Source organism: Pseudomonas sp. SWRI92 (genome assembly GCF_014268685.1).
GTDB classification, from domain to species: Bacteria; Pseudomonadota; Gammaproteobacteria; order Pseudomonadales; family Pseudomonadaceae; genus Aquipseudomonas; species Aquipseudomonas marvdashtae.
In genome coordinates, this window is record NZ_JABWQY010000020.1 from 45798 (window position 1) to 71397 (window position 25600).

The following is a 25600-nucleotide window of genomic DNA, read 5'->3' on the forward strand; positions in this document are numbered from 1 at the left end:
GCCCCGCACGCCTGTCCGTGCAGGGGCCAACCCAGCCAGTCCCTCACTTGGTGCCAGGCTTGACCCGCAGCGCCTTGGCCTTCGCCTCGATCACCAGGTACATCACCACGGTCACCAACAGCGGCAGGATGAAGTAGATCGCCCGGTAGGCAATCAATCCCGCTAACAGGCTGCCCCGCGATACCTCGTGTTGCAGCAGCGCAATGAACACCGCCTCCAACACCCCGAGCCCCGCCGGAATGTGTGTAATCACCCCGGCAATGCTGCTGATCATCAACACCCCGAGCACCACCGGATAATCCAGTTTGCCAGGCAGCAGTGTGAAGATCACCGCGGCCATCAACGACCAGTTAAGCGCCCCCAGTGCCAATTGCAACACGGCCATGCGCAGGGACGGCAGGTTGATTTCCATGCCGCGAACGGTCCAGGCCCGGCGTTTGGAAAAGCGGCACGCCACCAGGTATCCGGCGCTGATCAGCAACAGCAGCACGCCGACGCCTTGCAGTGCGTTGCTGCTCAACTTCCAACCCGGCGGCATCGTCACCAGGCCGCTGCTGAATACCACGCCGGCCAAGGTCATGTAGCCGAACCAGTTGGTGGCCAAGCTCAGGCCGAGGATCTTGGCGATATTGCCGTTACTGACCCCGAGTCGCGAGTACAGCCGATAACGCATGGCGATGCCACCGACCCAGGCGCTGAGATTGAGGTTGAAGGCATAGCTGATCACCCCCACCGGCAAGATCTGCCGCCAGCCGAGTTTTTGCCGGATGTACGTACGGCCGATCAGGTCGAAACAGGCGTAGGTGATGAAACTGGCCACCGTCAGCGCGGCGGCGATGAGCAAGGTACGCAGCTTGAAGTCGGCCAGTGTGGTGAACACCTCCGACCAGTCGATACGTCGGGCCAATGCCGTAAACAGGACGATCAGCAGCAGGAAGAAGGCCAGCGTCAGCGGCCGTTTCCAGCGGCTCCAGCGGGATTTTGGCTTGGCCTGTTCCGGCGCATGGGCATCATCTCTCGGCGCGGTGTGCGCTTCAGAGTGGTTCATGGGGTTCGCTCCGGACCGCCGTCGGCGGTGAGAAAGGTTTCAAACGGGGTTTATGAGCCGGCAGCCATCCGGCCCAGGCCGGGAAGTGACGCAAGAAGTGGAACACCATGAAGCCGATGGTCATGCGCCACAGCAGCCCACGCGGGGCGTGGTTCTCGGGCATGACCGTGCAATGGTTGCGACTCAGGTGATCGAGGCGCTCGAACAGCTCGCGGTTGAACGCCCGGTCGCGGATCAGCACGTTGGCTTCCAGGTTCAACGACAGGCTCAACGGGTCGAGATTGCTCGAGCCCACTGTGCTCCAATCTTCATCCACCAAGGCGACCTTGCCGTGCAATGGTCGCTCGCAATATTCGTAGATCGTCACACCGGCCTTGAGCAGATAGTCATAGAGCATCCGCGCGGCGAGCTTGGCGATCATCATGTCCGGCTGCCCTTGCAGGATCAGCCGCACTTCGACGCCACGCCGGGCGGCGTTGCGGATCTCACGCAGCAAGCGATAACCGGGAAAGAAGTAGGCGTTGGCGATCACCACCCGGCGCTGGGCGCTGCGCAGCACCTGCAGATAGACCTCCTCGATGTCAGTCTGGTGCTCATGGTTATCGCGATAGACCAGGCGCACCTGGCCGTCATGGTCATTGAAGGCCAGCTCGGAGCGACGGTTGCGGCGACGTTGCCACCAATACTTGGCCCGAGCCGGGCGGCCGCTTTGCAGCAGCGCGAAGTGATGGATATCCACCACCGCCGGGCCTTTGATCTCCACCGAGTAGTCCTGCTTGGCCTCGGGACCGAAGTCGCCGAGGTGATCGGCGGAAAAGTTGATCCCGCCAATAAACGCGATGACACCGTCCACCACCACGATCTTGCGGTGCAGGCGGCGGAACCAGTTGGTGCGGATCCCGAGGTGTCGGGGCGCCGGGTCGAACATCTGCAAGCGCACCCCGGCATCGCTCAACGATGCGAGAAATTCGGTGGTCAACTCGCCGCAGCCGAAACCGTCCAGGTTGACTGTGATGCGCACGCCGCGCCGGGCGGCATCGACCAGCAAGTCGCGTAGTTCAACGCCGACCTTATCCTCGAACAGAATGAAGGTCTCCAGGAGAATTTCCTCTTGGGCGCGGCGAATGGCCTCGAAAACCCTTGGGAAATATTCCTCGCCATTTTCCAGCAGCGTGACGCGGTTGTTGCCGTGCCAGCCGTATTCGATATCGGCCAGCGCCGGGTTGCGTTCGGTCGGCGGGACTTCAATCTTTTCCACCGTCGCCTTGTTCATCGTCGCGCTCATAATTCGATCTCCACCGACAGCGGTGCGTGGTCGGAAAGGTGCGACCAGGGACGTACATTCAATACCTGGGCATGATGGGCCTTGAGGTTGCGCACGTAGATACGGTCCAGGCGCAGGATCGGCAGGCGCGCAGGGAAACTGCGCGCCGGTTTGCCCCATTGTTCGGCAAACACTTCCCGCAGGCCGCAAGGCTCGAGCAGATCATTGGCTTTGCCGCGCCAGTCGTTGAAGTCGCCCGCGACAATCACCGGGGCGCCGGCGGGCAATTCGCTCAGGCGCTGGCAAAGCAGTTTCAGCTGTTCGATGCGATGGCCTTCGCGCAGCCCCAAATGCACGCAAATCGCGTGGACTTCTTGCCCTTCGCCGCCCGGCAGGCGCAGCACGCTGTGAAGCATGCCGCGGCTTTCATGGCCGCTGATGGAGACGTCGAGATTGTCATGGCGAATGATCTCGAATTTCGACAGCAACGCGTTGCCATGGTCGCCCGCCGGGTACACCGCGTTGCGCCCATAGGCGAACTGCGGCCAGAGGGTGTCGGCGAGGAATTCGTATTGCGGCATGCTCGGCCAGTTGCTGTAGCGCTGGGGATGGTGTTCGTGGGTCCCATGCACTTCCTGCAGGAACACCACGTCGGCGGATACGCTGCGTACCGCTTCGCGCAGTTCCGGCAGGATGAAACGTCGATTCAACGCCGTGAATCCCTTATGTGTATTCACCGTGAGCACCGTGAAGCGGTTTACCCGATCAAGGTCTTGCGCCACGTCTGGGATCGGCTCGCGGGTGGCTTCGCTGGATTCTGGCGTGGTCATGGCAAGACCCCTTCGGCCGGGCGCACGCCGGGAGCGGTGGCGAGATTCTTGTCCAGGTCAAAACGCTCCAGCAGATGGCGCGCGTCATACGGCGCGCGAACTTTGATGTCGTTGTCGAAATAGCAGAACACCTCCCGGCTCTTGCGGGCCCGGGGTTTCTTTTTCGGGTCGATCAGGTGCGCGTCGCCCGGTTGGCTGCCGTGGCTCCAGGCTTCGATTCGATCGCCCCAGCGTTGCAGCGCCTCGTCGGAGTAGCCACTGGCATACAGCTCCTCGGCACCGTGCAGGCGCAGATAGACGAAATCGCTCGTGACGTCTTCGCGATAGGGCCACTTGCCGGCAGTGTCGGCGACCACCAAGGCGACGTCGTAGCGCTTGAGCAGGGCGACGAAGCGAGGGTCGATGAAGCTTTCATGACGGATCTCGACCGCATGGCGCAGCTGACGCTTTTTGTCCGCCTCGGTGCTGGCGTGTCCATCCAGGCGCGGCTCGTGCTCGCGGGCCAGCGCGGCGGCGGCTTCGGTGTCGTGGGGCAATTGCTTGAGAAAATCCTCAAACAGTTCGGGGTCGAATTTAAAGCTGGGCGGAAACTGCCAGAGAATGGGGCCGAGCTTTTCCTTGAGCTCCAGCACCCCGGAAGCGAAGAAATTTGCCAACGGCTTATGGATGTCTCGCAGGCGCTTGATATGGGTGATGAAGCGCGGCGCCTTGACGCTGAAAACGAAGTCGGACGGCGTCTCGGCGTACCACTGGGCATACCGTTCGGGACGTTGCAGGGCGTAGAACGATCCATTGATTTCGATGCTGTTGACCGCTCGCGAAGCAAATTGCAATTCCCGTTTCTGAACCAGTCCCTTGGGGTAGAAATCTCCCCGCCAAGGCGTGTAGCGCCAACCGGAAATGCCAATGTGGATCGCCGTCATGTATCCCTCCCGTGCCAATGACCTCGTACCGCCTGTGTCTTTTGATGACTGCCGCGCGGGCTGGAAAGTTTCGCTGGAGTGCCCGGCGGCAGTGAACCTGTGGCGAGGGAGCTTGCTCCCGCTGGGCTGCGTAGCAGCCCCAAAAAACAGGGCCGCTGCGCGCCCCAGCGGGAGCAAGCTCCCTCGCCACAAGGTTTTGTATTGGCCTTCCGAGCGAACTTGCCGGCCCATTATCGATCAGTTCCTTACCGACCCTGTCCGAAGGAGCCTCGCGTTTTGTCTCGATTGAGTACTGCATTGCTGCTGGCCTTGTTGACGTTGACCGGTACCAGCGCCTACGGGACCGCCGCTGTCCCTGGCACCTCTGCGCCCAGTGAGGCTCCCGCCGAACCCGAGCCGCTGGTCCAGGGCGGCTTGCTCGGGGCAATCAGCTCGAGCATCGACGATGTCCAGGACAAACTCGATCTCAACCAGAGCCTGGTCGATGCCTGGCGCCTGCGTGCGGACCGGGCGGCGGACGAAGTGGATCGCCTGGTGGACCAGACCTCTCGTTCCACGTGGCGCGTGGCGGGGGATTTCCTCTTGCTCTCCGGCGTCTGGCTAGGGGCGTTTGCGCTGATCTGGGCCAGCGCGCGATTGCTGGTGCGGCGCCTGGGTCGCCGCCGCTGGTTGCGCACCCGCCAGCGTGTGCGAGACCTGCTCGGTTACCTGCTGCCCTACACCTTGCCTGCCGTGGCTTGCCTGCCGTTGACCCTTTACGTCAGCCATTTCCTGCAAGTTTCAGTCGGCCGGGCATTGGCGCTTTGCTTTGCCTACGCCACCAGTAGCGGCATCGTCTCGACATCGGTGCTGCTCTGCGTGATCGTCATGTTCAACGCCGGCCACAAACGACGGGCGGTAGCGATGATTCGACGTTTCAGTCCGCGGCCGCTGTTCATGATCGGTTTTCTGGCTGCCCTCAGCGATGCCTTGACCAGCCCGCAGATCGCTCGGCAACTGGGCGGCAACATTACCAGCAGCGTCGCGGTATTCACCGGGCTGTCGGCCTCGATGATTTTCGGCTGGCTAGTGATTCACATGCGCCGACCGGTGGCCCACCTGATCCGCAACCGCCCGCTGGCCCAACGCCTGAAACAGCCGGCGCTGCAGGAATCGCTGCGGATTTTCTCCGGGCTCTGGTACTGGCCGATCCTGCTGATGGTGCTGGTCTCGGCGGTGAGCTTGATCGGGGTCGGCGAAGACAATCAGAAAGCCCTGCGTTGCGCCTTGTTCACCACCATCCTGCTGATCGCGACGGTGTTCCTCAGTACCGTGTTCCAGCACATTTTCAAGTCCCCCAAGGCCGAGGTCATCCAGCGCAACAGCGCTTACAAGGGGCGACTGTTGAGCTTGCTCCACGCGTTGTTGCGCATCGTCATGGCGGTGGCATTCATAGAGATCCTTGGACGGATCTGGGGCATTTCCCTGTTCGAGTTCGCCTCGCGCAATGCCCTTGGCCGGGCAATCAGCGATTCCTTGAGCCGCATCGGCCTGATCTTCCTGGTGACGTGGCTGACGTGGGTCGTGCTTGATACGGCGATCCAGGAAGCCCTGAAGCCGCCGCTCAACAAGCGCGGCGCCCGCCAACCCAGCACTCGGGTCAAGACCATCCTGCCGTTGTTGCGCAACGCCGCGAAAATCATCCTGGTGGTGATCTGCGCAATCACCACCATGGCCAACCTTGGCATCAACGTCGCGCCGTTGCTGGCCGGTGCCGGAGTGGTGGGGCTGGCGATCGGCTTTGGTTCGCAGCAACTGGTGCAGGACGTCATCACCGGACTGTTCATCATCATTGAAGACACGCTGTCCATCGGCGACTGGGTGGTGCTGAGCTCCGGCCATGCCGGCACCGTGGAGGGCCTGACCATCCGCACCCTGCGCCTGCGCGACGGCAAGGGCTTCGTGCATTCGGTGCCGTTCGGCCAGATCAAGGCCGTAACCAATCAGTCCCGGCAATTTGCCTTTGCGTTTTTCTCGGTACAGTTCACCTACGACACCGACGTGGACCGCGCCATTGAACTGATCCGCGAAGCGGGCCATTCAATCTCCGAAGACCCGTTCCTCAAATTCAACCTGCAAGGGCCGCTGGATGTATTCGGGGTGGACAAGATGGACCTCAACGGCGTGGTACTGACGGCCCAGTTCCGCACCGTGTCGGGCGGACAATACGCGGTCAGCCGGGCGTTCAACCAACGACTGAAAAAGCTTGTGGATAACGACCCTGCGGTGCATTTCGCGCAGACTTATCCCCAGCAGGTGATGATGCCGAAGCGGTTGGTCGAGGAGCCGAAGTCGGGGGATGAGCTGCCTGATCAAGCTCAATCTTGATCGTTCCCACGCTCTGCGTGGGGATGCCTCTACGGACGCTCCGCGTTCGGCTTTAGGGACGCGGAGCGTCCTGGGCTGCATTCCCACGCGGAGCGTGGGAACGATCCTGTGCCCGGGCTAAAGGTGTTGAATCAGCTTGGTGCGAATCTCAGCCATCCCCTGGGCATCCAACTCCACCCAAAAATGCGGCTTGCCGGCAATCTGCGCTGCGACTGGCAACCCATCGCGGTACACCAGTCGATTATTCACCAGCGCCGGTACTTTCGCCCCCGGCAGCAAAGTGCCGGCGAGGTTCAGCGGATCAACGCCGCATACCGCGACCAGGCTGCCATCGGTGGGGCGGCGGCGTACTTCGCGCAGCAATGGGATGGCTTCGGGCAAGGCAAACTGTTCGCCGGCCAGCCCGCTGACGAAACGCCCGCCACGAATCTCGCCCCGTGCTTCCAGGCGATGAAAAGTGCGCAGTAGTTCGCGCCAGCTCGGCAACCAATCGGCTTCGCGCTCCAGCAGCCGCCAGAACACCACGCCATAGCGGCGCAACAGGGTCATGGCGATGTGTTCCAGGGGCTCGGGCGGCGTCGGCGTGGGCCGGTTATCCGGCGCTGGGGTTGGTGAGCTGCGGCGCAACAAGGCCCAGCGCCCGGCGTCGTCCATGCCGCCGACAAACGCCCCACGCCCGCGCCGGCTGCTGCGGGCCTGGCGCTTGCTGGCCGGCGTGATCAAGGCTCGCAGCCCGGCGAAGCTGTCGGCATTCACCCGCCCGGCGCCCACCAGTTCCTGCAGGGCGATTTCCAGTTCGCTGCGCAGCAGGTGGGCTTCGTGCAGCAGCTCATCGAAAAACAGCGCGCCATGTTCGCTGAGGGCTTGATGGACTTTTTGCGTCTTGAGCGACAGTTCGCTGACTGGCGTCTGCTCGGTCAGGTTGCTCCACAGCGCGACCCTGGCGCGCGGCAGCAAGACAATCGGCGTGCTGCGCAAGGCGCTGGCGGCCAGCTTCTGGCGGGCACTGAGGCGCGTCCAGACGAACTTGCCGCTGCGACAGAGTTCGTCGAGCCAGCTCGGCGAATAATCCTTGATCCGTGCCGGGAGCAAGTCGCTGTCCCAGGCCGAGGCAGCGGCCGGATAGCCCTCGAACTGGCTGATAATCGACGGCAGCACGGCGCTGCCACGGCCTTGGGTCGACGATGAAAGGTGCTGCCAGTCGAACAGGAATCGCATGAAGTCCTGCAACATCACCGGCTCGATTTCCCGCCGCAGACGCTTGACGGTGTAACGGTGGATACGCGCCAACAGATGCCGCTCGCACCATTCTTCCTGGCCGGTGCCCGGCGTGAACCGCCCGCGCAACACGTACCCTTGTTGTTCCAGCTGGGCCAGGGCCAGGGTCGCTTGTGCCGGTGACAGCCCCAGTGGGTAGGCAATAGCCGTCAAAGGCTGCGGGCCAAAGGCACTGAGCCGCGCACGGAGTATTTCCACTACGGCGTCGTCGGCGTCCCACTGTTCATCGAATCCTGGCAGCGGTGTCAGCGCTGGCTGCCATTGGGCCTGTGGATAAATCGCTTGCAGGCAAGTCAGCCGTTCCAGCGGCACCCACAGGCCACGCTCATCGCTGATCTGGAGATGACTGGCGCGACCCTGCTCGGCCAGGGTCCGCAACCCCTCCAGCCACGCCGGCTCGGCGCGGGCTTCGCTGTCGGCGATGCACGCCAGGCTCATGAGTGCTTCATGGATTTCATCGAGGTTGGTCGGCGTCGGCCAGGCCTCGTCCCGCACGGCCTGGATGGCATCGGCGTCGAGCGCGCCCAGGTCGTCGGTGGACTGCGGATCGCTCCAGCGACGGTTGATCACCGCTTGGGTGCGGCGCTCTTCCAGCGGTGCGTCGTCAAGAAAGGTGTAGGGGCGGGCGCTGAGAATTTCCGCCGCCAGGGGCGAGGGCGCTGGCAGGTCGCGGCTGACCAGGCGAACCTCGCCTGCTTCCATGCGCCGCAACAGGGCCAGCCAGCCTTCGCTGTCCATGGCTTCGTGCAGGCAATCGTCCAGGGTTTGTTCAACCAGCGGATGGTCGGGGATCTCGCGCTCGCCGGCGAGGTTTTCCAAGCAGGCGATCTGATCGGGAAAGACGCTGGCGATCAGGTCCTCGCTCTTCATGCGTTGGATCTGCGGCGCGACTTTGCGCCCGCCGGTATAGCGCGGCAAGGCCAGGGCCACGCCGGCGTTCCAGCGCCAACGAACGCCGAACAGCGGCGCATCCAGCACCGCTTGGACGAGAATCTGCTCGGCGCTGTGACTGTTGAGGTAGCGCCAGACCTCGTCCAGCTCGAAGCTGTGGCTGGTGGACAGCGAAAGCACGATGGCGTCCTCGCTGGCGGCGGCCTGCAGTTCGAAGTTGAAGGTGCGGCAGAAGCGCTTGCGCAGCGCCAGGCCCCAGGCGCGGTTGATCCGGCTGCCGAACGGCGTGTGGATGATCAGTTGGGTGCCGCCGGACTCATCGAAGAAGCGCTCCATCAGCAGCGTTTCCTGGGACGGCAAGGCGCCGAAGGCCAGGCGCGCCGGGGCCAGGTAATCAATTAATTGTTCGGCGCTGGCGAGGTTCAGTTGCAAGGTGCCGGTGAGCCAGTCCAGGGCCGGTTGCAGGTTGCCCGGCGTGGCGCCGAGCAGCTGGTCCAGTTGGGCTTGCAGGCGGGCGACGGCCAGGGACAACTCGGCGCTGCGCCCCGGGGCCTCGCCGAGCCAGAATGGAATGGTCGGCGGCTGGCCCTGGGCGTCCTCGACCCGCACGCGGCCGGTCTCGACGCGGATGATGCGATAAGAGGTATTGCCCAACTGGAACACGTCGCCGGCGATGCTTTCGACCGCAAAGTCTTCGTTGACGCTGCCGATGTTCAGGCCCTGGGGTTCGAGCAGCACGCTGTAGTCGGCGTTGTCCGGAATCGTCCCGCCGCTGGTCACGGCCGTGAGCTTGCTGCCCCGACGGCCGCGCAAAGTCCGTGTCACGGCGTCCCGGTGCAGGTAAGCGCTGCGCACGCCCTGCCTGCCATTAAGGCCTTCAGCGAGCATTCGCAGCAGCGCCTGGTAATGATCTTCGTCGAGTTCGGCGTAAGGCGAGGCTCGGCGAAACATATCCAGCAGGGCCTGTTCGTGCCATTCCTGGCAACTGACCTCGGCGACGATCTGCTGGGCCAACACGTCCAGCGGCGCCTTGGGGATGTGCAGGATGTCGAGTTCGCCTCGGCGCACGCAATCGAGCAGGGCGGCGCATTCGATCAGGTCGTCGCGGGTGGTGGCGAACAGGCGACCCTTGGGCGTGCCGCCGACCTGGTGGCCGGAGCGGCCGACTCGTTGCAGGAACGCCGAGATCGAACGAGGCGAGGCGATCTGGCAAACGAGGTCGACATCGCCGATATCGATGCCCAGCTCCAGGGACGCGGTGGTGATCAAGATTTGCAGTTCGCCGCGCTTGAGACGCTGTTCGGCGTCGAGGCGAAATTCCTTGGCGAGACTGCCGTGGTGGGCGGCCACGGCGTCCTTGCCCAGGCGCTCGCTCAAATGACGGCTCAGGCGTTCGGCCAGGCGCCGGGTGTTGACGAACACCAGCGTCGTGCGGTGCTCGCGCGCCAGTTCGGCGAGGCGGTTGTAGACCAGTTCCCACACATCGTTGGCCATCACCGCCGAGAGCGGCACCGGCGGCACCTCGATGTCCAGGTCTCGCGGACGGGCGTGGCCGATGTCGACGATCTCACAGGTTCGGCCATGGCCCACGAGAAAGCGCGACACCGCCTCGATGGGTTTTTGCGTGGCGGACAGGCCGATGCGCACCAGCGGCTCGGCGCACAGCGCTTGCAACCGTTCCAGGCTCAAGGCCAGGTGGCTGCCGCGCTTGCTGGCGGCGATGGCGTGGATCTCATCGACGATCACCGTGCGGGTGCTGGCGAGCATTTGCCGGCCGGAATCGGAGCCGAGCAGCACATAAAGCGATTCGGGGGTGGTCACCAGGATGTGCGGCGCCGTCTTGCGCATCGCCGAGCGTTCTTTTTGCGGCGTATCACCCGTGCGCACGGCGGTGGTGATGTGCAGGGGCGGCAAATCCATCCGGCGCAATTGCTCGGTGATACCGGCCAGCGGGTTCTGCAGGTTGATCTGGATATCGTTGCTCAGCGCCTTCAGCGGCGAGACATAGACCATCAGGGTCTGGTCCGGTAGGCCACCCTGTTCCAGGCCGCGATGCACCAAGTCATCGAGCACCGCCAGGAACGCCGTCAGGGTCTTGCCCGAGCCCGTGGGCGCCGCGACCAACACCGAGCGGCGGTCGCCGATCAACGGCCACGCCCGGGCCTGGGCGGCCGTGACCGCCGGGAATGTCTGATTGAACCAGGCGCGAACGGCAGGGTGAAAGCCTGCCATGGCGTGGTCGGCTGCAAGGGGCAGATTCATGGGGGCAGTTTAGGCGGGTGGGGTGGGGGAGGTGCAAGTACCGCTTGAGCCTCCCATTGACGGCCCCAAGGCCTGCACAAACTCGGCGATCTACACTTTACGGATGACGGTTGCGCACTAAACCCGCAAAATGCAACGATTCCGGCGACGCCCACGGGCGTTGTCGACCAAATTCTTGTGCCAACAGACTGGGCCTGCTGACTTTATGCGAATGCGCCTTATGTTACTGGGCGGCGGAAATGCCCTTGGGCAGGCGCTGATTCGCCTCGGTGCAGAAGAAGACATCGGTTTTCTTGCCCCCCGCCCACCCGAAGACGGCTGGGATGCCGCGAGCCTGACTCAATTGCTCGACGACACCCGGCCGGACGCCTTGATCAACCTGGCGTACTACTTCGACTGGTTCCAGGCCGAGGCTGTCAGCGAGCAGCGCCTGGCCAGCCAGGAGCGGGCGGTCGAGCGCCTGGCCGAACTGTGCCAGCATCACAATATCGTCTTGCTGCAACCGTCGAGCTACCGCGTGTTCGATGGCTCCCGCGCCACCGCCTACAGCGAAAAAGACGAGCCCGTGCCCCTGGGTTTGCGTGGCCAGGCATTGTGGCGCATCGAGCAAAGTGTGCGCGCCACTTGCCCGCAGCACGTGTTGCTGCGTTTCGGCTGGCTGTTGGATGACAGCCCCGACGGCATCCTCGGGCGTTTCCTGGCCCGGGCCGAGCAGCCCGAAGAATTGCTGCTGGCCGATGACCGGCGAGGCAATCCGACGCCAGTGGACGATGCCGCGCGGGTAATCATCTCGGTGCTCAAGCAACTCGACTGCGCGGCGCCGCTGTGGGGCACCTATCACTATGCGGGCCACGAGGCGACCACGCCGCTGGCGCTGGGGCAGGCGATCCTCACCGAAGCCCGCGCCCTGCATCCTCTGGCCATCGAGTCGCCCACGCCCCAGGCCCATGCCGCAAGGCCGGACGCGGCGGAAGAACCGCAGCACGCGGTCCTGGCCTGCAAGAAAATTCTGCACACCTTCGGGATCAAGCCCCGCGCCTGGCGCGCGGCACTCCCGGGCTTACTGGATAGGTTTTATCGCCATGGCTGAAGGCCCTGTTTTAATCACCGGCGGCGCGGGTTTCATTGGTTCGCACCTGACCGACGCCTTACTCGCAAAGGGGCATTCGGTGCGCATCCTTGACGACTTGTCCACCGGCAAGCGCGGCAATCTGCCGCTGGACAACCCCGCGCTCGAACTGATCGAGGGCGATGTCGCCGATGCCGCGCTGGTCGCCCGGGCCATGCTCGGTTGCAGCGCCGTGGCGCACTTGGCGGCCGTGGCTTCGGTGCAAGCTTCGGTGGATGACCCGGTGCGCACGCACCAGAGCAATTTCATCGGCACCCTCAATGTTTGCGAGGCCATGCGCCAGGCCGGCGTGAAGCGTGTGTTGTTCGCCTCCAGTGCGGCGGTCTATGGCAACAACGGCGAAGGTCAGTCCATCGACGAGGACACGCCCAAGGCTCCGCTGACGCCCTATGCCTCGGACAAACTGGCCAGCGAGTTCTACCTCGATTTCTACCGTCGCCAGCATGACCTGGAGCCGGTGGTGTTCCGCTTCTTCAACATTTATGGTCCGCGCCAGGATCCGTCTTCGCCCTATTCCGGGGTGATCAGTATCTTCAGCGAACGGGCACAGAAAGGCTTGCCGATCAGCGTATTCGGCGATGGCGAGCAGACCCGCGATTTCGTCTATGTCGAAGACCTGGTGGACGTGCTGGTGCAGGCCATTGAAAAAACTGAAGTGGACGCAGGCGCGGTGAATGTCGGCTGGAACCAGGCCACCAATCTCAAGCAGATGCTCCAGGCCCTGGCCGAGGTCGTGGGTGACTTGCCGACGATCAGCTATGGCCCGGCGCGCTCCGGCGACATTCGTCATTCGCGGGCCGATAACCGTCGGTTGCTGGAGCGTTTCCGATTGCCAGCGCAGACGCCAATGAGCGTCGGGCTGGCGCGGTTGCTGGGGCGCTGAGTTTCCATCGGCCAAAAAAAAGGCGCCTTTCGAGGCGCCTTTTTGTGCGTCATGCATCGCTATTGTGGCAAGTGAAACCTGTGGCGAGGGAGCTTAGAACTTGTAGCCCAAGCCCACCATGTAGACGAACGGGTCCACGTCGACGTCCACCTTGGCCCGGGTGCCGCCGGCCACGGCGTTGTTGTCGACATAGGCGGTGGTGTCGATGTCGATGTAGCGGACCTGGCCGTTGATCATGATGTTATCGGTCAGCATGTAGTCGGCGCCGACTTGCCACGCCAAGCCCCAGCTGTTTTTCGCCCGGAAATTGCTGAAGCCGTTGGCGCTGGCTTCGCTGCCGACGTGTTCATCGTAGATCCAGGTGTAGTTGATGCCAGCGCCGACGTAAGGCTGGAAGGCCGACTTGGCGTCGAGCGGGTAGTAAACCACGCTCAGGGTTGGCGGCAGGTGCTTGAGGGTGCCGAGCTTGTTATTGGCCGCGCCCAGGGCGGTGCCTTTGATTTTGACGTCGTGCTCGAATGGCGAGGCCGCCAGCAATTCGATACCCCAGTTGTTGGTGAGCATGTAGGCGAAGTTCAGGCCCAACTGAGTGTCGCTGCTCATGGTTGCCTTGCCGCCCAGATCAGTGCCGGCCAGCGGGCCACGGTCGACCTTGACGCTGGAGCTGTCGGCATCCGGATTGACGGTGATGGCGCCCGCGCGAACGATGATATCGCCGGCGGTATGGGCCTGGGCGAGCGGGGCAGCGAGCGCGAGGGCAACGAGGGAAGCGCTGAGCAAAGACTTGTTCATGAGGGCTCCAGAGGGCATCGAAAATTGATGTCCCATGGTACGAAGCCGTCTAGTCCGGTCTTTTGATTCAGCTCAATGAAAGTGTGATGAGCACGGATTCACTCCGGCAGCTCATACACATAGATTTTCTCGGCCTCCATCTGATACCCGGCATCGGCCAGTTCACTGCTGGACGGCTTGACCTGCATCGGCCCTTCGACCCAGTACGGCTGGTACAACTCGTCGAGCTTGACCCCGACCTCGCTTTTCACATGCACGATCTGGTTCGACGGCGGTGGCGGCACGTGGATGCAGGCGCCGAAATACGGCACCAGCAGAAAGTCGGTGGTGCGGCCTTCCTCGCTGACTTCCAGCGGCACGATATAACCCGGCAAGCGAATCTGCTGGCCGTCCAGCGTCTTGACCACCGGGGCGTTGGGCAGGTCTTGCTTGGCCGCAGGCGCGGATTCGGCCGCCAGGGCATCGCTCATCTTCGACAGGTCGTGCAGGGGTGTCATGTTCGGCACTTCCGGCGGCGCGTCCGGTGGGATCATTTCCGACCAGGCCAGGTCCCTCGGTTCGGCCGCCCACAGCGGCAGGGCGACCAGCATCAACAGCGCAAGCAGGGCGCGGGGCATTTTCAACGTCCTCATAAACGGATCGACAGGCCATCGGCCAGCGATTGGCGATAGGCGCGCCAGGCCGGCACGCTGCCCATCAGCAGGGCGGCGACCAGAATGCCAGCCAGCAGCGTCCATTCATACTCGCTCGGCCAACTCAATGGCAGGTACAAGCCATAGGCCGACTGCACGTAACCCTGGGCGGCGGCAATGCCAACGTAAAGCAGCGCCAGCCCGGCGACCACCCCGGCCAACGCCAGGGCAAAGGCTTCGAGCACCAGCAGGCTTGCGATGTGCCACGGCCGCGCGCCCACCGAGCGCAGGATCGCCATCTCCCGACGACGCTCGTTGAGGCTGGTGAGGATCGCCGTGAGCATGCCAATCAACCCGGTCAGCACGACGAACAACGAAATCACGAACAAGGCTTTTTCGGCCGTGCCCATCAGGCTCCAGAGTTCCTGGAGTGCCACGCCGGGCAGGATGGCCAGCAGCGGTTCGCCACGGAATTCATTGATCTCGCGCTGCAGGGCAAAGGTTGAAATCTTGCTGTTGAGGCCAAGCATGAACGCAGTGATCGCCTGGGGCGTGAGGTCCATGTTGCGGGCCTGGTCGGCGCTGATGCGCCCATTGCCCTGGGCCGGCACGCCGTTTTTCCAGTCAATGTGGATCGCCTCCATGCCGCCGAGGCTGATGTGCAGCGTGCGGTCCACTGGCGTGCCGGTGCGCTTGAGAATTCCGACCACGGTGAAGGGCTTGTCGTCATGCTTGACCAGGCTGATCGCCGCCACGCCATGGGCCAACACCAGTTTGTCGCCGAGCTTGTAGTGCAACGCTTCGGCCACTTCGGCGCCGAGCACGACTTCGAATGGATCGGTGGCGAACGCCCGGCCATCCGCCAGCGCCAGGTGTTGCTGGCGGCCGTACTGGTAATGCTCGAAGTAGGCTTCGGTGGTGCCCATCACTCGGTAGCCGCGATGGGAGTCGCCGAGGGACATGGGGATCGCCCATTTTACTTTCGGGTTGTTGGCGAAGTGTTCGAAGCTGTCCCAGCGGATGTTGTTGGTGGCGTTGCCGATGCGAAACACCGAGTACAACAGCAGGTTCACCGAGCCTGAGCGAGCGCCGACGATCAGGTCGGTGCCACTGATGGTGCTGGCGAAACTGGCCCGGGCCTCGGTGCGCACCCGTTCCACCGCCAGCAGCAGGCACACCGAAAGGGCGATGGCGAACGCGGTCAGGATCGCGGTGAAGCGGCGGTTAGCCAGGCTGGCCATGGCTAGACGGAACAAATACATCTCAGACCTCGAGTGGCGTGGCGGCGCGATTGAGATCGGCCAGCGACAGATTGCGGTCGAACAGCGGCGCCAGGCTCTGGTCATGGCTGACGAACAACAGGCTTGACCCGGCTTCGCGGCATTCGGCGAAGAGCAACCGCAGGAAATTTTCCCGGGCATCGTAGTCAAGCGCTGACGTCGGTTCGTCGGCGATCACCAGTTCCGGTTGGCCGATCAAGGCGCGGGCGGCGGCGACCCGTTGTTGCTGGCCGATGGACAGGGAATCGGCGCGGCGCTCCAGCAGGCTCGAGTCGGACAGCCCAAGGTGGGCCAGCAGCGTGGCGGCGGCCTGGTCGACACTGCCGTGGCGCTGGATGGCACGTTGCGCACGCAGCTTGGAAAAGTGGCAAGGCAACTCGACGTTCTCGCGCACCGAGAGAAACGGCAGCAGGTTGAACTGCTGGAAAATGTAGCCGGTGTGATCCACGCGAAAGCGGTCGCGACTGCCGGCGCCCAGTTCGGTGAGTTCCTGGCCGAGCAGGCGGATGCTGCCGCGATCCGGCGTCTGCACGCCGCCCAGCAGGCCCAGCAGCGTCGTTTTCCCGCTGCCGCTGGGACCTTTCAGGAACAAGGTTTCGCCGGCTTCCAGGCGAAACGCCGGAATATCCAGCAACAGCGGATGCCCGGGCCAGCTGAAGCCCAGGTCGGACAGTTGGATGAGTGCTTGGGTCATGTTTGCCGCTTCAACAAATAATGGAGCCCTGTGGAAGCGAACACGCTTCCCACAGGGTTCTTACAGTGAATCAGAATTTCAGGGCTGGCGCCTTGGCCGTGACCTCAACGCCTTGCTGGCCGCTCGGGCTGATCAGCTGTACCTGGATTTTCTGGGTCGCGGGGAAGCTTTTGAACAGGGTCGCCAAGTCCAGGTTTTTCAACGCGCCAGGCGCTGCGCAGGTGAACTGGTAGTGCGCGTGGATCTCACTGTGTTCGCCGTGGTGCTCGTCGCCATCGGCGTCTTCGTCGTGGTCTTCGTGGTCCGGCTCGTCGCCGAACAACGGGCTTTCCAGCTCTTGCTGGGCCACGGTGCACTTGGCGGCGGCCGGCAGGTTGAACAGCGCCAACGGTTTTTCCAGCTTCGCCCGCGCGGCGGCGACCTTGGCCTTGTCGGCATCGCTGGTGGCGGCATGTTCAAAGCCCACCAGATTCATCGCCGGGCTTTCCAGTTCCAATTCAAGGGTCTGGCCATCCAGCGCGGCGTTCAGCCGAGCGACGCCGTGTTCATGGGCGCTTAGGCTGCCGTGCTCATGGTCATGGTCGTGATCATGCTCGACAGCCGCATGAGCGACAGCCAGCGGCAGCAGGGCGAACGGCAAAGCGAGAAGCAGACGACGCATGACGAGTCTCCGAAAGGTTATGTAATCTTATAACGAAAGTGCGCAGAGTTTGACCGTCTGCTTGGCGTCGCGCAAGGCCCATGGGAGCATGCGCAGATGAAATCTTCAGGAGCACGGTAATGTTGCGGATACGCGGAACCGTCGGCGAATGGCCGGTGGACTTGTCGATCGAAATGGATGAGGGCGACTGGGCGCAGCTCGGCGCGCAGTTGCAAGCGGTCAAATACGAAGGCGCGGCGGCACCGGCGGCCAATCCGACGGCCAAACCAGTGAACCCGGACGACGCCCAGTGGCAGATCGCCCGGGAATTGCTGCGCAAGGCGGGGCAATTGAGCGGCCCGGACCTGCTGGAGCAACTCGAAGGCCTGACCGGCAGCGCTTCGGCAGGCAAACGCCTGTTGGTGCGCCTGCGCCATAGCGCCGAGGTCAAAGTGTTGAGCGGCGGGGATACGCCGCTCTATAGCTGGGTCGGTCAGTAAAGCGCTGCGAACAGCTTGCGACGATAAGTCGTCACCAGTGGATGATCGTTGCCCAGCAGTTCGAACACCTGCAGCAAGGTCTTGTGAGGCAGGCCTTCGCTGTAGCTGCGATTGCGGACGAACAGCTTGAGCAGCGCATCGAGCGCCGGTTCGTACTGCTGGCGCGCCAGTTGTTGGATTGCCAGTTGATAGGTCGCTTCGTCGTCCTGCGGATCTTTCGCCAGGCGCGCCTTGAGGTCAGCGGCGTCCGGTAGATCCTTGGCCAGGCCGAGGAATTGGATCTGTGCCTTGGCGCCGGCCAGGGCCGCCTTGTGCTCATCGCTTTTCACAGCGTCCAGGACAGTCTGTGCCTCACCCAACTCGCCGCGCTCGGTCAGGCAGCGCGCGTAGAGGATCAGCGCCTTGGCGTTGGTATTGTCTTCGCCCAGCAGCACCTTCAGCACGGCTTCGGCGTCGGCGAAACGGCCCTCGTCGAACAGCGCCTGAGCCTGTTCGAACGGGTCGGCGGCGGCCGGAGGCGGCATCTGCACATGCGGCTCGAGCAGCGCCCGCACCGCCGATTCCGGTTGGGCCCCGGCAAAACCGTCGACCGGTTGGCCGTCCTTGAACAGCACCACCGTCGGCAGGCTGCGAATGCCGAAGCGGGCGACGATGTCTTGCTCGGCGTCGCAATTGACCTTGGCCAGCAGCAATTCGCCCTGATAACTCTCGGCGATGCCTTGCAGCATTGGCATCAACGCCTTGCACGGTGCGCACCACTCGGCCCAGAAATCCACCAGCACCGGTTTGTGGAAGGAGTTGGCGATCACCGACTGGTCGAAATCGGCGGTAGTGGCGTCGAAAATGTAGGGCGTGTCCTGGGTCATGGGAATCTCGTAGAACGCTTGAATAGCGCAACTATACGGCTTGGTGTGGGGTGGCTGAAAGGCCAGGTGCTCGCGGCGCCTGAGGTCAGCGACGGGCGTGATACAGGCTCACATGCCGAAACTCCTCGGGCTCGGCCAGGTCCGGCAAGGTCATGGCTTCGAGCATTTCGATGCGCCGGTACAACGGATGCTGGAAATCCCGCACCCGCGAATCGGCCACCAGGGCCTCGCGGCCACGGCTGAGGAACTGGTCGAGTAACGGCAGGTTGGCGCGGTCATAGAGCACATCGGCAACCAGGATCAGGTCGAAGCGATCGGCTTCGGCGAAAAAATCCGTTGAATAATTCAGCGCTGCGCCGTTAAGCGAGGCATTCGCCCGTGACGCGGCAAGCGCCAGCGGATCCAGGTCGCAGGCCACCACCTCCAGCGCCCCGGCCTTGGCCGCCGCGATCCCCGCCACGCCGGAACCGGCGCCGAAATCCAGCACCCGCTTGCCCTCGACCCACTGCGGATGTTCGGCCAAGTAGCGGGCCATCGCCAGGCCGCTGGCCCAGCAGAAGCTCCAATAGGGCGGTTCGTGGAGGATGCGGCGGGTTTCTTCCGAGCTGAAGGCACGGGCCATGTTGTCCCCGTCGATCAGCCATAACGTCAGCTCAGTGCCGGGTAACGGGCAAGGCACCAGGCGTGCGTCGCCAAGCAATTCGCCCAAGGCGTGTTGCAGGTCTTGCGGTGCATTCATGGTGCTTTGACAAATTGCAGCACGCCCAGCGCCTGGGTGGTCGGTTGGGTGATGCGTTGTTCCGGCAGATGCAAGATCAATTGGCCCGACTGGCTGGCGCGACCGCGCAGTTCCACGCGGGCGCCGACCGGGAACGCTTCGGGGTTAAAGCGCAAGCGGAAGGGCAGCGCCTGGTTGGTGCCGATCAGGCTGGAGCTGGCAAGCAACTGTTGCGGACGGTCCTTGTCGTCGATCACCAGCAGCGCCAGTTCGACTTCGGCCCCGGCCGGCACGCCTTGCAAGGTGCCACTCAGCTCGCGCTGATGGGCCGGCAGCGGCCCCAGTTCGGTGGCCTGCCGGGCTTTTTCCTGGGCCTGTTTCGGCGCCGGGGCCGGGGCGGGCGCGGCGGGTTTGGGGGCGTCGCTGCTGCACGCCATCAGCAGGCTGAAAAAACTGAGCAAAACGAGCGATCGTAGCGGCATGTGTGGCTCCAGCAAGGTGAATTCCATGGATCTGACGGTAAGCCCGTCTGTATACCGTAAACCCTATGGCTTGTCTTGCCAGTGGGATGCGCTACCATGGCCCTCCCTTTTTTTGTTGCCTGCCACCATGCACTGTCCCTTCTGCGGTGCCAACGACACCAAGGTCATCGACTCGCGACTGGTCGCCGAAGGCGAACAAGTCCGCCGCCGCCGCGAATGCCTGGCCTGCGGCGAGCGTTTCACGACGTTCGAGACCGCTGAACTGGTGTTGCCGCGCCTGATCAAGACCGACGGCAGCCGCCAGCCGTTCGACGAAGAAAAACTGCGCGCCGGCATGCAGCGCGCCCTGGAAAAACGCCCGGTGAGCGTCGAGCGCCTGGAAGCGGCGCTGGTGCACATCAAGCACAAGCTGCGCGCCACCGGCGAACGCGAGGTCAAGTCCCTGGTAGTCGGCGAGTTGGTGATGGCCGAGCTGCAGAAGCTCGATGAAGTCGCCTACATTCGCTTTGCCTCGGTGTACCGGCGCTTCCAGGACCTGAACGAGTTCCGCGAAGAAATCGACCGCCTGGCCCGCGAACCGGTGAAACAATGACCGGCCCCGCGCAGCAAGCCATCCTCGACGCCCATCACATGGCCCGTGCCCTGGAACTGGCGCGGCGTGGGCATTACACCACCCACCCCAACCCCCGGGTCGGCTGCGTGATCGTGCGGGACGGGCAGATTGTCGGCGAAGGCTGGCACATCCGTGCCGGCGAACCCCATGCCGAAGTCCATGCCCTGCGCGCCGCCGGTGCTAACGCCCGGGGCGCCACCGCCTACGTGACCCTTGAGCCCTGCAGCCACCACGGGCGCACGCCACCCTGCGCCGATGCGTTGGTCAACGCCGGCGTGAAGCGGGTAGTCGCGGCGATGCAGGACCCCAATCCGGAGGTCGCCGGACGTGGTTTGCAACGGCTGGCCCAGGCCGGTATCGCCACCGAAAGCGGTGTGCTGGAGGGCGAGGCACGCAAGCTCAACGAAGGCTTCCTCAAGCGCATGGAGCTGGGCCTGCCGTTCGTGCGGGTCAAGCTCGCCATGAGCCTCGATGGCCGCACCGCCATGGAAAGCGGCGAAAGCCAGTGGATAACCGGTCCGGCTGCACGTTCGGCGGTGCAACGCCTGCGAGCCCAGGCCAGTGTGGTGCTGACGGGCGCCGATACGGTGTTGGCGGACAACGCCCGGCTGACCGTGCGCGCCGACGAACTCGGGTTGGACGCCGAACAAACCGCGCTGGTCATGAGTCGTCCGCCGCTGCGGGTGCTGGTCGACGGTCGCCTGCGGGTGCCGCTCGATGCCGCGTTCTTCAAGGCCGGCCCGGCGCTCGTCGCTACTTGCATGGCGGTGGAAGAACAATACGCCAACGGTCCCGAGTGCATGATCGTCGCGGGTGATGACGGCCAGGTCGATTTGCGGCGCCTGCTGGTTGAGCTGGCGAACCGTGGCGTCAACGAGGTGCTGGTGGAGGCCGGTCCGCGCCTGGCGGGGGCATTCGCCCGACAAGGGTTGGTGGACGAATTCCAGATTTTTGTCGCCGGCAAGTTCCTCGGTTCTACGGCGCGGCCATTGCTTGATTGGCCGCTGGCGCAGATGAAAGACGCGCCGCAGCTGAAAATCACCGACATTCGCGCCGTGGGCGATGACTGGCGAGTCATCGCCGTCCCCGTTCCGCTGGCCAGCGTATAATTCCCGGCTTTCGCCCAAGCGACGGCCTGTTCTCGAGGAGGACTCCATGTTTACCGGCATCATCGAATCCATCGGCAGCATCCGCGCACTCACCCCCAAGGGCGGCGATGTGCGGGTCCATGTTGAAACCGGCAAGCTCGACCTGAGCGACGTCAAGTTGGGCGACAGCATCGCCGTGAACGGCGTCTGCCTGACGGCCGTTGAGCTGCCGGGCGATGGCTTCCTGGCGGATGTCAGCCGCGAAACCCTCGACTGCACGGCGATGAACGATCTCAAGAGCGGCAGTCCGGTCAACCTGGAAAAAGCCCTTACGCCGACCACCCGCCTGGGTGGGCACCTGGTCAGCGGCCATGTCGACGGCGTCGGTGAAGTGGTCTCGCGCACCGATAACGCCCGTGCCGTGGAGTTTCGTATCCGCGCCCCGAAAGAACTTGCCAAGTACATCGCCCACAAAGGCTCGATCACCGTCGACGGCACCAGCCTGACGGTCAATGCGGTGGATGGCGCCGAATTCCTGCTGACGATCATTCCGCATACCCTGAGCGAAACCATCATGGCTTCGTACCGGCCTGGGCGCCGGGTGAACCTGGAAGTCGACTTGCTGGCCCGTTACCTGGAGCGCCTGCTGATGGGAGACAAGGCCGCAGAGTCTGACTCTTCACAACGGCGGGCGGGTAACATCACTGAAAGTTTTCTGGCCGCCAACGGCTACCTCAAATCCTGACCCAAGGGGGTGCCGCGTGGCGCTCAATAGCATCGAAGAACTGGTTGAAGACATCCGCCAAGGCAAGATGGTCATCCTCATGGATGACGAAGACCGCGAGAACGAAGGCGACCTGATCATGGCCGCCGAATGCTGCAAGGCCGAACACATCAACTTCATGGCCAAGCACGCCCGTGGGCTGATCTGCATGCCGATGACCCGCGAACGCTGCGAACTGCTGAAGCTGCCGCTGATGGCGCCGCGCAACGGCTCCGGGTTCGGTACCAAGTTCACCGTGTCGATCGAGGCCGCCGAAGGCGTCACCACCGGTATCTCCGCCGCTGACCGGGCGCGAACCGTACAGGCTGCCGCTGCTGCCGCCGCCAAGGCTGAAGACATTGTCAGTCCCGGCCACATCTTCCCGCTGATGGCCCAGGCCGGCGGCACCCTGGCCCGCGCCGGCCACACCGAAGCGGCGTGCGACCTGGCGCGCATGGCCGGTTTCGAGCCCGCCGGTGTGATCTGCGAAGTGATGAACGACGACGGCACCATGTCCCGCCGTGCGGAACTGGAAACCTTCGCCGCTGAACACAACATCAAAATCGGCACCATCGCCGACCTGATCCATTACCGGATGATCCACGAACGTACCGTTCAGCGGATTGCCGAGCAGCCACTGGACAGCGAGCTGGGCCAGTTCAACCTGGTGACCTACCGCGATTCGGTGGAAGGCGACGTGCACATGGCGCTGACCCTGGGCACCGTGTGCGCCGAAGAGCCGACCCTGGTTCGCGTGCACAACATGGACCCGCTGCGCGATTTGCTGATGGTCAAGCAGCCGGGCCGCTGGAGCCTGCGCGCCGCCATGGCCGCCGTGGCCGAGGCCGGCAGCGGCGTGGTGCTGTTGCTCGGGCATCCGCTCGACGGCGACGTGCTGCTGGCGCATATCCGCGAAACCACCGAGCAGCAACCGGTGAAAAAGCCGACCACCTACAGCATCGTCGGTGCCGGTTCGCAGATCCTGCGGGACTTGGGCGTACGCAAAATGCGTCTGATGAGCGCACCGATGAAATTTAATGCGATATCCGGTTTCGATCTGGAAGTTGTAGAATACGTGCCCTCCGAATAATGGCCTGCGGATTCCGGCATCGACGGGATTTGCGGCGCTGTATTCGAGACTAATATCACTGAGGAGTGCGTATAGAACGCGCTCCGGCTCTTTAAGAGATCTGACGAATGACCCTGAAGACCATCGAAGGTACCTTCATCGCCCCCAAAGGCCGCTACGCTTTGGTAGTAGGCCGTTTCAACAGCTTTGTGGTTGAGAGCCTGGTCGACGGTGCGGTCGATGCCCTGGTTCGCCACGGCGTGAGCGAAGGCGACATCACCATCATCCGTGCGCCTGGCGCCTTCGAAATCCCGCTGGTTGCGCAGAAAGTCGCTCAAAAGGGCGAATATGCGGCGATCATCGCCTTGGGCGCGGTCATTCGCGGCGGTACTCCGCATTTCGAATACGTGGCCGGCGAATGCACCAAGGGCCTCGCCCAGGTGTCCATGGAATTTGGCGTACCGGTCGCCTTCGGCGTGCTGACCGTTGATTCCATCGAGCAAGCCATCGAACGTTCCGGCACCAAGGCCGGTAACAAAGGTGCCGAAGCTGCCCTGTCCGCCCTGGAAATGGTCAGCCTGCTGGCGCAGTTGGAGGCCAAGTGATTAGCGACGAAAGCGATCGTTTCAATCCGCGCGATCCGAAGCCGGCCGATGCCGGCAAACCTTCGAAGAGCGTCAAGCGCCGCGAAGCCCGTCAGCTCGCGACCCAGGCCCTGTACCAATGGCACATGGCCAAGCAGTCGCTGAACGAGATCGAAGCGCAGTTTCGCGTCGATAACGATTTCAGTGATGTCGATAGTGCGTACTTCCGCGAGATCCTCCATGGCGTCCCGGCGCACAAGAGCGAAATCGATATCGCCCTGGCACCTTGCCTGGACCTGACCATCGATGAGCTGGACCCGGTTGAACTGGCCGTGTTGCGCCTGTCCACCTGGGAACTGATGCAGCGCGTCGACGTACCGTATCGCGTGGTAATCAACGAAGGGATCGAACTGGCGAAAGTCTTCGGTTCCACCGATGGCCACAAGTTCGTCAACGGCGTCCTCGACAAGCTTGCCCCGCGCCTGCGTGAAGCTGAAGTGAAGGCGTTCAAGCGCTGATTGCGCTTGAAATCCCATGGGGGAGTTTGAGCTGATCCGTCATTACTTCGCCGCCGCGCCCTGTGCGCAAGGCGGCGAAGCAGTAGCGCTCGGAATCGGCGACGATTGCGCCCTGCTGGCCGTTCCTCCCGGGGAACAGCTGGCGGTTTCCACCGACACGCTCGTGGCCGGTGTGCATTTTCCAGACCCTTGCGACCCGTTCCTGCTCGGCCAGCGCTCGTTGGCCGTGGCGGTGAGCGACCTGGCCGCGATGGGCGCCAACCCGCTTGCCTTTACCCTTGCCCTGACCTTGCCAACGGTGGCCGCCGATTGGCTGCAGGCCTATGCTCGCGGTTTGAGCCAGATGGCCCAGGCCTGCGGCGTGGCATTGGTCGGCGGCGATACCACGCGGGGGCCGCTGAGCCTGACCCTGACCGTTTTCGGCCGCGTGCCGTCCGGTCAGGCCTTGACCCGCAACGGCGCGCAGCCCGGCGATCTGCTCTGCGTCGGCGGGGAGTTGGGCAATGCCGCTGGCGCGTTGCCGCTGGTTCTTGGCGAGCGTAGCGCCGAGCCTGACGTCGCCGAGCCGCTGCTGGCGCATTACTGGTCACCGCGACCGCAGATCGACTTGGGCCTTGCGCTGCGAGGCAAGGCCAGCGCGGCGATGGATATTTCCGATGGCCTGTTGGCCGACTGTGGGCATATCTCATTGGCGTCCGGCGTGGCACTGACGGTTGAACGGGACCGGTTGCCGCTGTCCATGCCACTGGTGACGCTGCTTGGCCAATCGGGCGCGGAACACGCCGCCCTGAGCGGTGGCGACGATTACGTGCTGCTGTTCACTTTGCCGCCGGTCCGATTGTCGAGGCTTCTGGTCGAAGGCTGGCCGATCCATGTGGTCGGCAGTGTCACGGCGGGGCAGGGCGTCACGCTGGTCGACAGCCTCGGACGTGACATTACCCCACAGATCCGGGGCTACCAACATTTTCGGGAGACACCGTGACAGATCATCCCAATCAGGTTCCGGCAGAATTTGTTCCGCCTTCGGTCTGGCGTAATCCCTGGCATTTCCTGGCGTTCGGCTTCGGTTCGGGTACCTTGCCCAAAGCACCGGGCACCTGGGGCTCGCTGGTTGCGCTACCCTTCATACCGTTGTGGCAGATGTTGCCCGATTGGGGCTACTGGCTGATGCTCGGCATCACCATGCTGTTCGGCTTCTGGCTGTGCGGCAAAGTGGCGGATGACCTGCGAGTGCACGACCATGAAGGCATCGTCTGGGACGAGATGGTCGGCATGTGGATTACCCTGTGGCTGGTGCCGGAAGGCTGGTACTGGTTGTTGACGGGTTTCCTGGTATTCCGCTTCTTCGATATCCTCAAGCCGTGGCCGATCCGCTGGATCGATCGGCAGGTACACGGCGGTGTCGGCATCATGCTCGACGACGTACTGGCCGGCGTCTTCGCCTGGTTGGCAATGCAAGGGTTGGTGTGGTGTTTCACCTGAGGGA

The 25600-nt window shown here is 63.5% G+C and carries 25 protein-coding genes; 12 read left to right on the top strand and 13 right to left on the bottom strand.

Translation table 11 applies throughout. From position 1 onward, the window contains the following. Positions 1-43: 43 nt before the first annotated feature. From HU762_RS23610 to HU762_RS23625, 4 genes are read right to left on the bottom strand one after another with little or no spacing between them, the layout of a single operon-like run. A complete protein-coding gene (locus HU762_RS23610; RefSeq protein WP_186641033.1) occupies positions 44-1048 on the bottom strand; it encodes a lysylphosphatidylglycerol synthase domain-containing protein in 1005 nt (334 codons plus the stop codon). Further along, complete coding sequence (clsB, locus tag HU762_RS23615) at positions 1035-2333, bottom strand: cardiolipin synthase ClsB (protein WP_186641035.1); 1299 nt, start codon at positions 2331-2333, stop codon at positions 1035-1037. Before clsB ends, HU762_RS23610 begins: the two co-directional genes overlap by 14 nt. Next, on the bottom strand, positions 2330-3142 hold the full coding sequence (locus tag HU762_RS23620) for an endonuclease/exonuclease/phosphatase family protein (RefSeq protein ID WP_189664496.1): 813 nt from the start codon (positions 3140-3142) through the stop codon (positions 2330-2332). The genes clsB and HU762_RS23620 overlap by 4 nt, the downstream gene beginning before the upstream one ends. Next, positions 3139-4065: a DUF72 domain-containing protein gene (locus tag HU762_RS23625; RefSeq protein ID WP_186641037.1), complete on the bottom strand. Its 927-nt coding sequence runs from the start codon at positions 4063-4065 to the stop codon at positions 3139-3141. The genes HU762_RS23620 and HU762_RS23625 overlap by 4 nt, the downstream gene beginning before the upstream one ends. 276 nt (positions 4066-4341) lie before the next feature. On the opposite strand from HU762_RS23625, the gene HU762_RS23630 reads away from it, so the two are divergent. Beyond that, a complete protein-coding gene (locus HU762_RS23630; RefSeq protein WP_186641039.1) occupies positions 4342-6432 on the top strand; it encodes a mechanosensitive ion channel family protein in 2091 nt (696 codons plus the stop codon). Positions 6433-6549: 117 nt separating this feature from the next. On the opposite strand, the gene HU762_RS23635 is transcribed toward HU762_RS23630, so the two are convergent. Then, positions 6550-10863 (bottom strand): DEAD/DEAH box helicase, encoded by a 4314-nt coding sequence (locus tag HU762_RS23635; RefSeq protein WP_186641041.1) that lies wholly within the window; start codon positions 10861-10863, stop codon positions 6550-6552. Positions 10864-11068: 205 nt separating this feature from the next. On the opposite strand from HU762_RS23635, the gene HU762_RS23640 reads away from it, so the two are divergent. Together HU762_RS23640 and HU762_RS23645 are read left to right on the top strand one after the other, a co-directional pair. Beyond that, positions 11069-11953 (top strand): sugar nucleotide-binding protein, encoded by an 885-nt coding sequence (locus HU762_RS23640; RefSeq protein ID WP_186641043.1) that lies wholly within the window; start codon positions 11069-11071, stop codon positions 11951-11953. Continuing rightward, positions 11946-12875, top strand: coding sequence for an NAD-dependent epimerase/dehydratase family protein (locus HU762_RS23645; RefSeq protein ID WP_186641046.1), 930 nt, complete (start codon positions 11946-11948; stop codon positions 12873-12875). Before HU762_RS23640 ends, HU762_RS23645 begins: the two co-directional genes overlap by 8 nt. 93 nt (positions 12876-12968) lie before the next feature. Here HU762_RS23645 and HU762_RS23650 read toward each other — a convergent pair whose 3' ends face one another. The 5 genes from HU762_RS23650 to HU762_RS23670 form a co-directional block, all read right to left on the bottom strand. Next, positions 12969-13667 carry an OmpW family outer membrane protein gene (locus HU762_RS23650; RefSeq protein ID WP_186641048.1) on the bottom strand — a complete coding sequence of 233 codons (699 nt, stop codon included), beginning with the start codon at positions 13665-13667 and terminating at the stop codon, positions 12969-12971. A gap of 98 nt (positions 13668-13765) precedes the next feature. Further along, positions 13766-14284 (bottom strand): DUF3299 domain-containing protein, encoded by a 519-nt coding sequence (locus tag HU762_RS23655; RefSeq protein ID WP_186641050.1) that lies wholly within the window; start codon positions 14282-14284, stop codon positions 13766-13768. An 11-nt stretch (positions 14285-14295) separates the two neighbouring features. Next, entirely contained in the window at positions 14296-15561 is a 1266-nt protein-coding gene (locus HU762_RS23660) for an ABC transporter permease (RefSeq protein ID WP_186641051.1), read from the bottom strand. 1 nt (position 15562) lies between these two features. Next, the gene (locus tag HU762_RS23665) at positions 15563-16273 is read right to left on the bottom strand and encodes an ABC transporter ATP-binding protein (RefSeq protein WP_186641052.1); all 711 of its coding nucleotides are present in this window, start codon (positions 16271-16273) and stop codon (positions 15563-15565) included. A gap of 70 nt (positions 16274-16343) precedes the next feature. Then, positions 16344-16934 carry a DUF2796 domain-containing protein gene (locus HU762_RS23670; protein WP_186641053.1) on the bottom strand — a complete coding sequence of 197 codons (591 nt, stop codon included), beginning with the start codon at positions 16932-16934 and terminating at the stop codon, positions 16344-16346. A gap of 119 nt (positions 16935-17053) precedes the next feature. Between HU762_RS23670 and HU762_RS23675 the strand changes: the two genes are divergently transcribed. Then, positions 17054-17413 carry a hypothetical protein gene (locus HU762_RS23675; protein ID WP_186641054.1) on the top strand — a complete coding sequence of 120 codons (360 nt, stop codon included), beginning with the start codon at positions 17054-17056 and terminating at the stop codon, positions 17411-17413. On the opposite strand, the gene trxA is transcribed toward HU762_RS23675, so the two are convergent. From trxA to HU762_RS23690, 3 genes are all read right to left on the bottom strand, one after another. Next, a complete protein-coding gene (gene trxA, locus HU762_RS23680; RefSeq protein ID WP_186641055.1) occupies positions 17407-18279 on the bottom strand; it encodes a thioredoxin in 873 nt (290 codons plus the stop codon). The genes HU762_RS23675 and trxA overlap by 7 nt on opposite strands. An 85-nt stretch (positions 18280-18364) precedes the next feature. Further along, positions 18365-19018, bottom strand: coding sequence for a 50S ribosomal protein L11 methyltransferase (locus tag HU762_RS23685; RefSeq protein ID WP_186641056.1), 654 nt, complete (start codon positions 19016-19018; stop codon positions 18365-18367). Continuing rightward, positions 19015-19479, bottom strand: a complete 465-nt coding sequence (locus HU762_RS23690) for a YbaY family lipoprotein (RefSeq protein WP_186641057.1) — start codon at positions 19477-19479, stop codon at positions 19015-19017. Before HU762_RS23690 ends, HU762_RS23685 begins: the two co-directional genes overlap by 4 nt. A gap of 127 nt (positions 19480-19606) precedes the next feature. On the opposite strand from HU762_RS23690, the gene nrdR reads away from it, so the two are divergent. The 8 genes from nrdR to HU762_RS23730 all read left to right on the top strand — a co-directional run bounded on the left by nrdR (position 19607) and on the right by HU762_RS23730 (position 25596). Continuing rightward, positions 19607-20071 (top strand): transcriptional regulator NrdR, encoded by a 465-nt coding sequence (nrdR, locus tag HU762_RS23695; protein WP_163006734.1) that lies wholly within the window; start codon positions 19607-19609, stop codon positions 20069-20071. Then, positions 20068-21201 (top strand): bifunctional diaminohydroxyphosphoribosylaminopyrimidine deaminase/5-amino-6-(5-phosphoribosylamino)uracil reductase RibD, encoded by a 1134-nt coding sequence (gene ribD, locus HU762_RS23700; RefSeq protein ID WP_186641059.1) that lies wholly within the window; start codon positions 20068-20070, stop codon positions 21199-21201. Before nrdR ends, ribD begins: the two co-directional genes overlap by 4 nt. A 46-nt stretch (positions 21202-21247) precedes the next feature. Further along, positions 21248-21925, top strand: a complete 678-nt coding sequence (locus HU762_RS23705) for a riboflavin synthase (RefSeq protein WP_186641061.1) — start codon at positions 21248-21250, stop codon at positions 21923-21925. Positions 21926-21941: 16 nt separating this feature from the next. Then, on the top strand, positions 21942-23033 hold the full coding sequence (gene ribBA / locus HU762_RS23710; RefSeq protein WP_186641063.1) for a bifunctional 3,4-dihydroxy-2-butanone-4-phosphate synthase/GTP cyclohydrolase II: 1092 nt from the start codon (positions 21942-21944) through the stop codon (positions 23031-23033). 107 nt (positions 23034-23140) lie between these two features. Then, positions 23141-23617, top strand: a complete 477-nt coding sequence (ribE, locus tag HU762_RS23715; RefSeq protein ID WP_181288414.1) for a 6,7-dimethyl-8-ribityllumazine synthase — start codon at positions 23141-23143, stop codon at positions 23615-23617. Then, positions 23614-24114: a transcription antitermination factor NusB gene (gene nusB / locus HU762_RS23720; protein ID WP_186641065.1), complete on the top strand. Its 501-nt coding sequence runs from the start codon at positions 23614-23616 to the stop codon at positions 24112-24114. Before ribE ends, nusB begins: the two co-directional genes overlap by 4 nt. 16 nt (positions 24115-24130) lie before the next feature. Continuing rightward, complete coding sequence (thiL, locus tag HU762_RS23725) at positions 24131-25096, top strand: thiamine-phosphate kinase (protein WP_186641067.1); 966 nt, start codon at positions 24131-24133, stop codon at positions 25094-25096. Beyond that, on the top strand, positions 25093-25596 hold the full coding sequence (locus tag HU762_RS23730) for a phosphatidylglycerophosphatase A (protein ID WP_186614572.1): 504 nt from the start codon (positions 25093-25095) through the stop codon (positions 25594-25596). The genes thiL and HU762_RS23730 overlap by 4 nt, the downstream gene beginning before the upstream one ends. Positions 25597-25600: the final 4 nt, after the last annotated feature.

Excerpts from the sequence above, each read along its gene's own strand:
- HU762_RS23645 (WP_186641046.1), top strand. The coding sequence starts at position 11,946 with ATGGCTGAAGGCCCTGTTTTAATCACCGGCGGCGCGGGTTTCATTGGT.
- nrdR (WP_163006734.1), top strand. The coding sequence starts at position 19,607 with ATGCACTGTCCCTTCTGCGGTGCCAACGACACCAAGGTCATCGACTCG.
- HU762_RS23670 (WP_186641053.1), bottom strand. The coding sequence starts at position 16,934 with ATGCGTCGTCTGCTTCTCGCTTTGCCGTTCGCCCTGCTGCCGCTGGCT.
- HU762_RS23685 (WP_186641056.1), bottom strand. The coding sequence starts at position 19,018 with ATGAATGCACCGCAAGACCTGCAACACGCCTTGGGCGAATTGCTTGGC.
- HU762_RS23675 (WP_186641054.1), top strand. The coding sequence starts at position 17,054 with ATGTTGCGGATACGCGGAACCGTCGGCGAATGGCCGGTGGACTTGTCG.
- HU762_RS23705 (WP_186641061.1), top strand. The coding sequence starts at position 21,248 with ATGTTTACCGGCATCATCGAATCCATCGGCAGCATCCGCGCACTCACC.
- HU762_RS23620 (WP_189664496.1), bottom strand. The coding sequence starts at position 3,142 with ATGACCACGCCAGAATCCAGCGAAGCCACCCGCGAGCCGATCCCAGAC.
- trxA (WP_186641055.1), bottom strand. The coding sequence starts at position 18,279 with ATGACCCAGGACACGCCCTACATTTTCGACGCCACTACCGCCGATTTC.
- clsB (WP_186641035.1), bottom strand. The coding sequence starts at position 2,333 with ATGAGCGCGACGATGAACAAGGCGACGGTGGAAAAGATTGAAGTCCCG.
- HU762_RS23635 (WP_186641041.1), bottom strand. The coding sequence starts at position 10,863 with ATGAATCTGCCCCTTGCAGCCGACCACGCCATGGCAGGCTTTCACCCT.
- ribE (WP_181288414.1), top strand. The coding sequence starts at position 23,141 with ATGACCCTGAAGACCATCGAAGGTACCTTCATCGCCCCCAAAGGCCGC.
- ribD (WP_186641059.1), top strand. The coding sequence starts at position 20,068 with ATGACCGGCCCCGCGCAGCAAGCCATCCTCGACGCCCATCACATGGCC.
- HU762_RS23625 (WP_186641037.1), bottom strand. The coding sequence starts at position 4,065 with ATGACGGCGATCCACATTGGCATTTCCGGTTGGCGCTACACGCCTTGG.
- HU762_RS23660 (WP_186641051.1), bottom strand. The coding sequence starts at position 15,561 with ATGTATTTGTTCCGTCTAGCCATGGCCAGCCTGGCTAACCGCCGCTTC.
- HU762_RS23690 (WP_186641057.1), bottom strand. The coding sequence starts at position 19,479 with ATGCCGCTACGATCGCTCGTTTTGCTCAGTTTTTTCAGCCTGCTGATG.
- HU762_RS23665 (WP_186641052.1), bottom strand. The coding sequence starts at position 16,273 with ATGACCCAAGCACTCATCCAACTGTCCGACCTGGGCTTCAGCTGGCCC.
- thiL (WP_186641067.1), top strand. The coding sequence starts at position 24,131 with ATGGGGGAGTTTGAGCTGATCCGTCATTACTTCGCCGCCGCGCCCTGT.
- HU762_RS23650 (WP_186641048.1), bottom strand. The coding sequence starts at position 13,667 with ATGAACAAGTCTTTGCTCAGCGCTTCCCTCGTTGCCCTCGCGCTCGCT.
- HU762_RS23610 (WP_186641033.1), bottom strand. The coding sequence starts at position 1,048 with ATGAACCACTCTGAAGCGCACACCGCGCCGAGAGATGATGCCCATGCG.
- HU762_RS23655 (WP_186641050.1), bottom strand. The coding sequence starts at position 14,284 with ATGCCCCGCGCCCTGCTTGCGCTGTTGATGCTGGTCGCCCTGCCGCTG.
- HU762_RS23640 (WP_186641043.1), top strand. The coding sequence starts at position 11,069 with ATGCGAATGCGCCTTATGTTACTGGGCGGCGGAAATGCCCTTGGGCAG.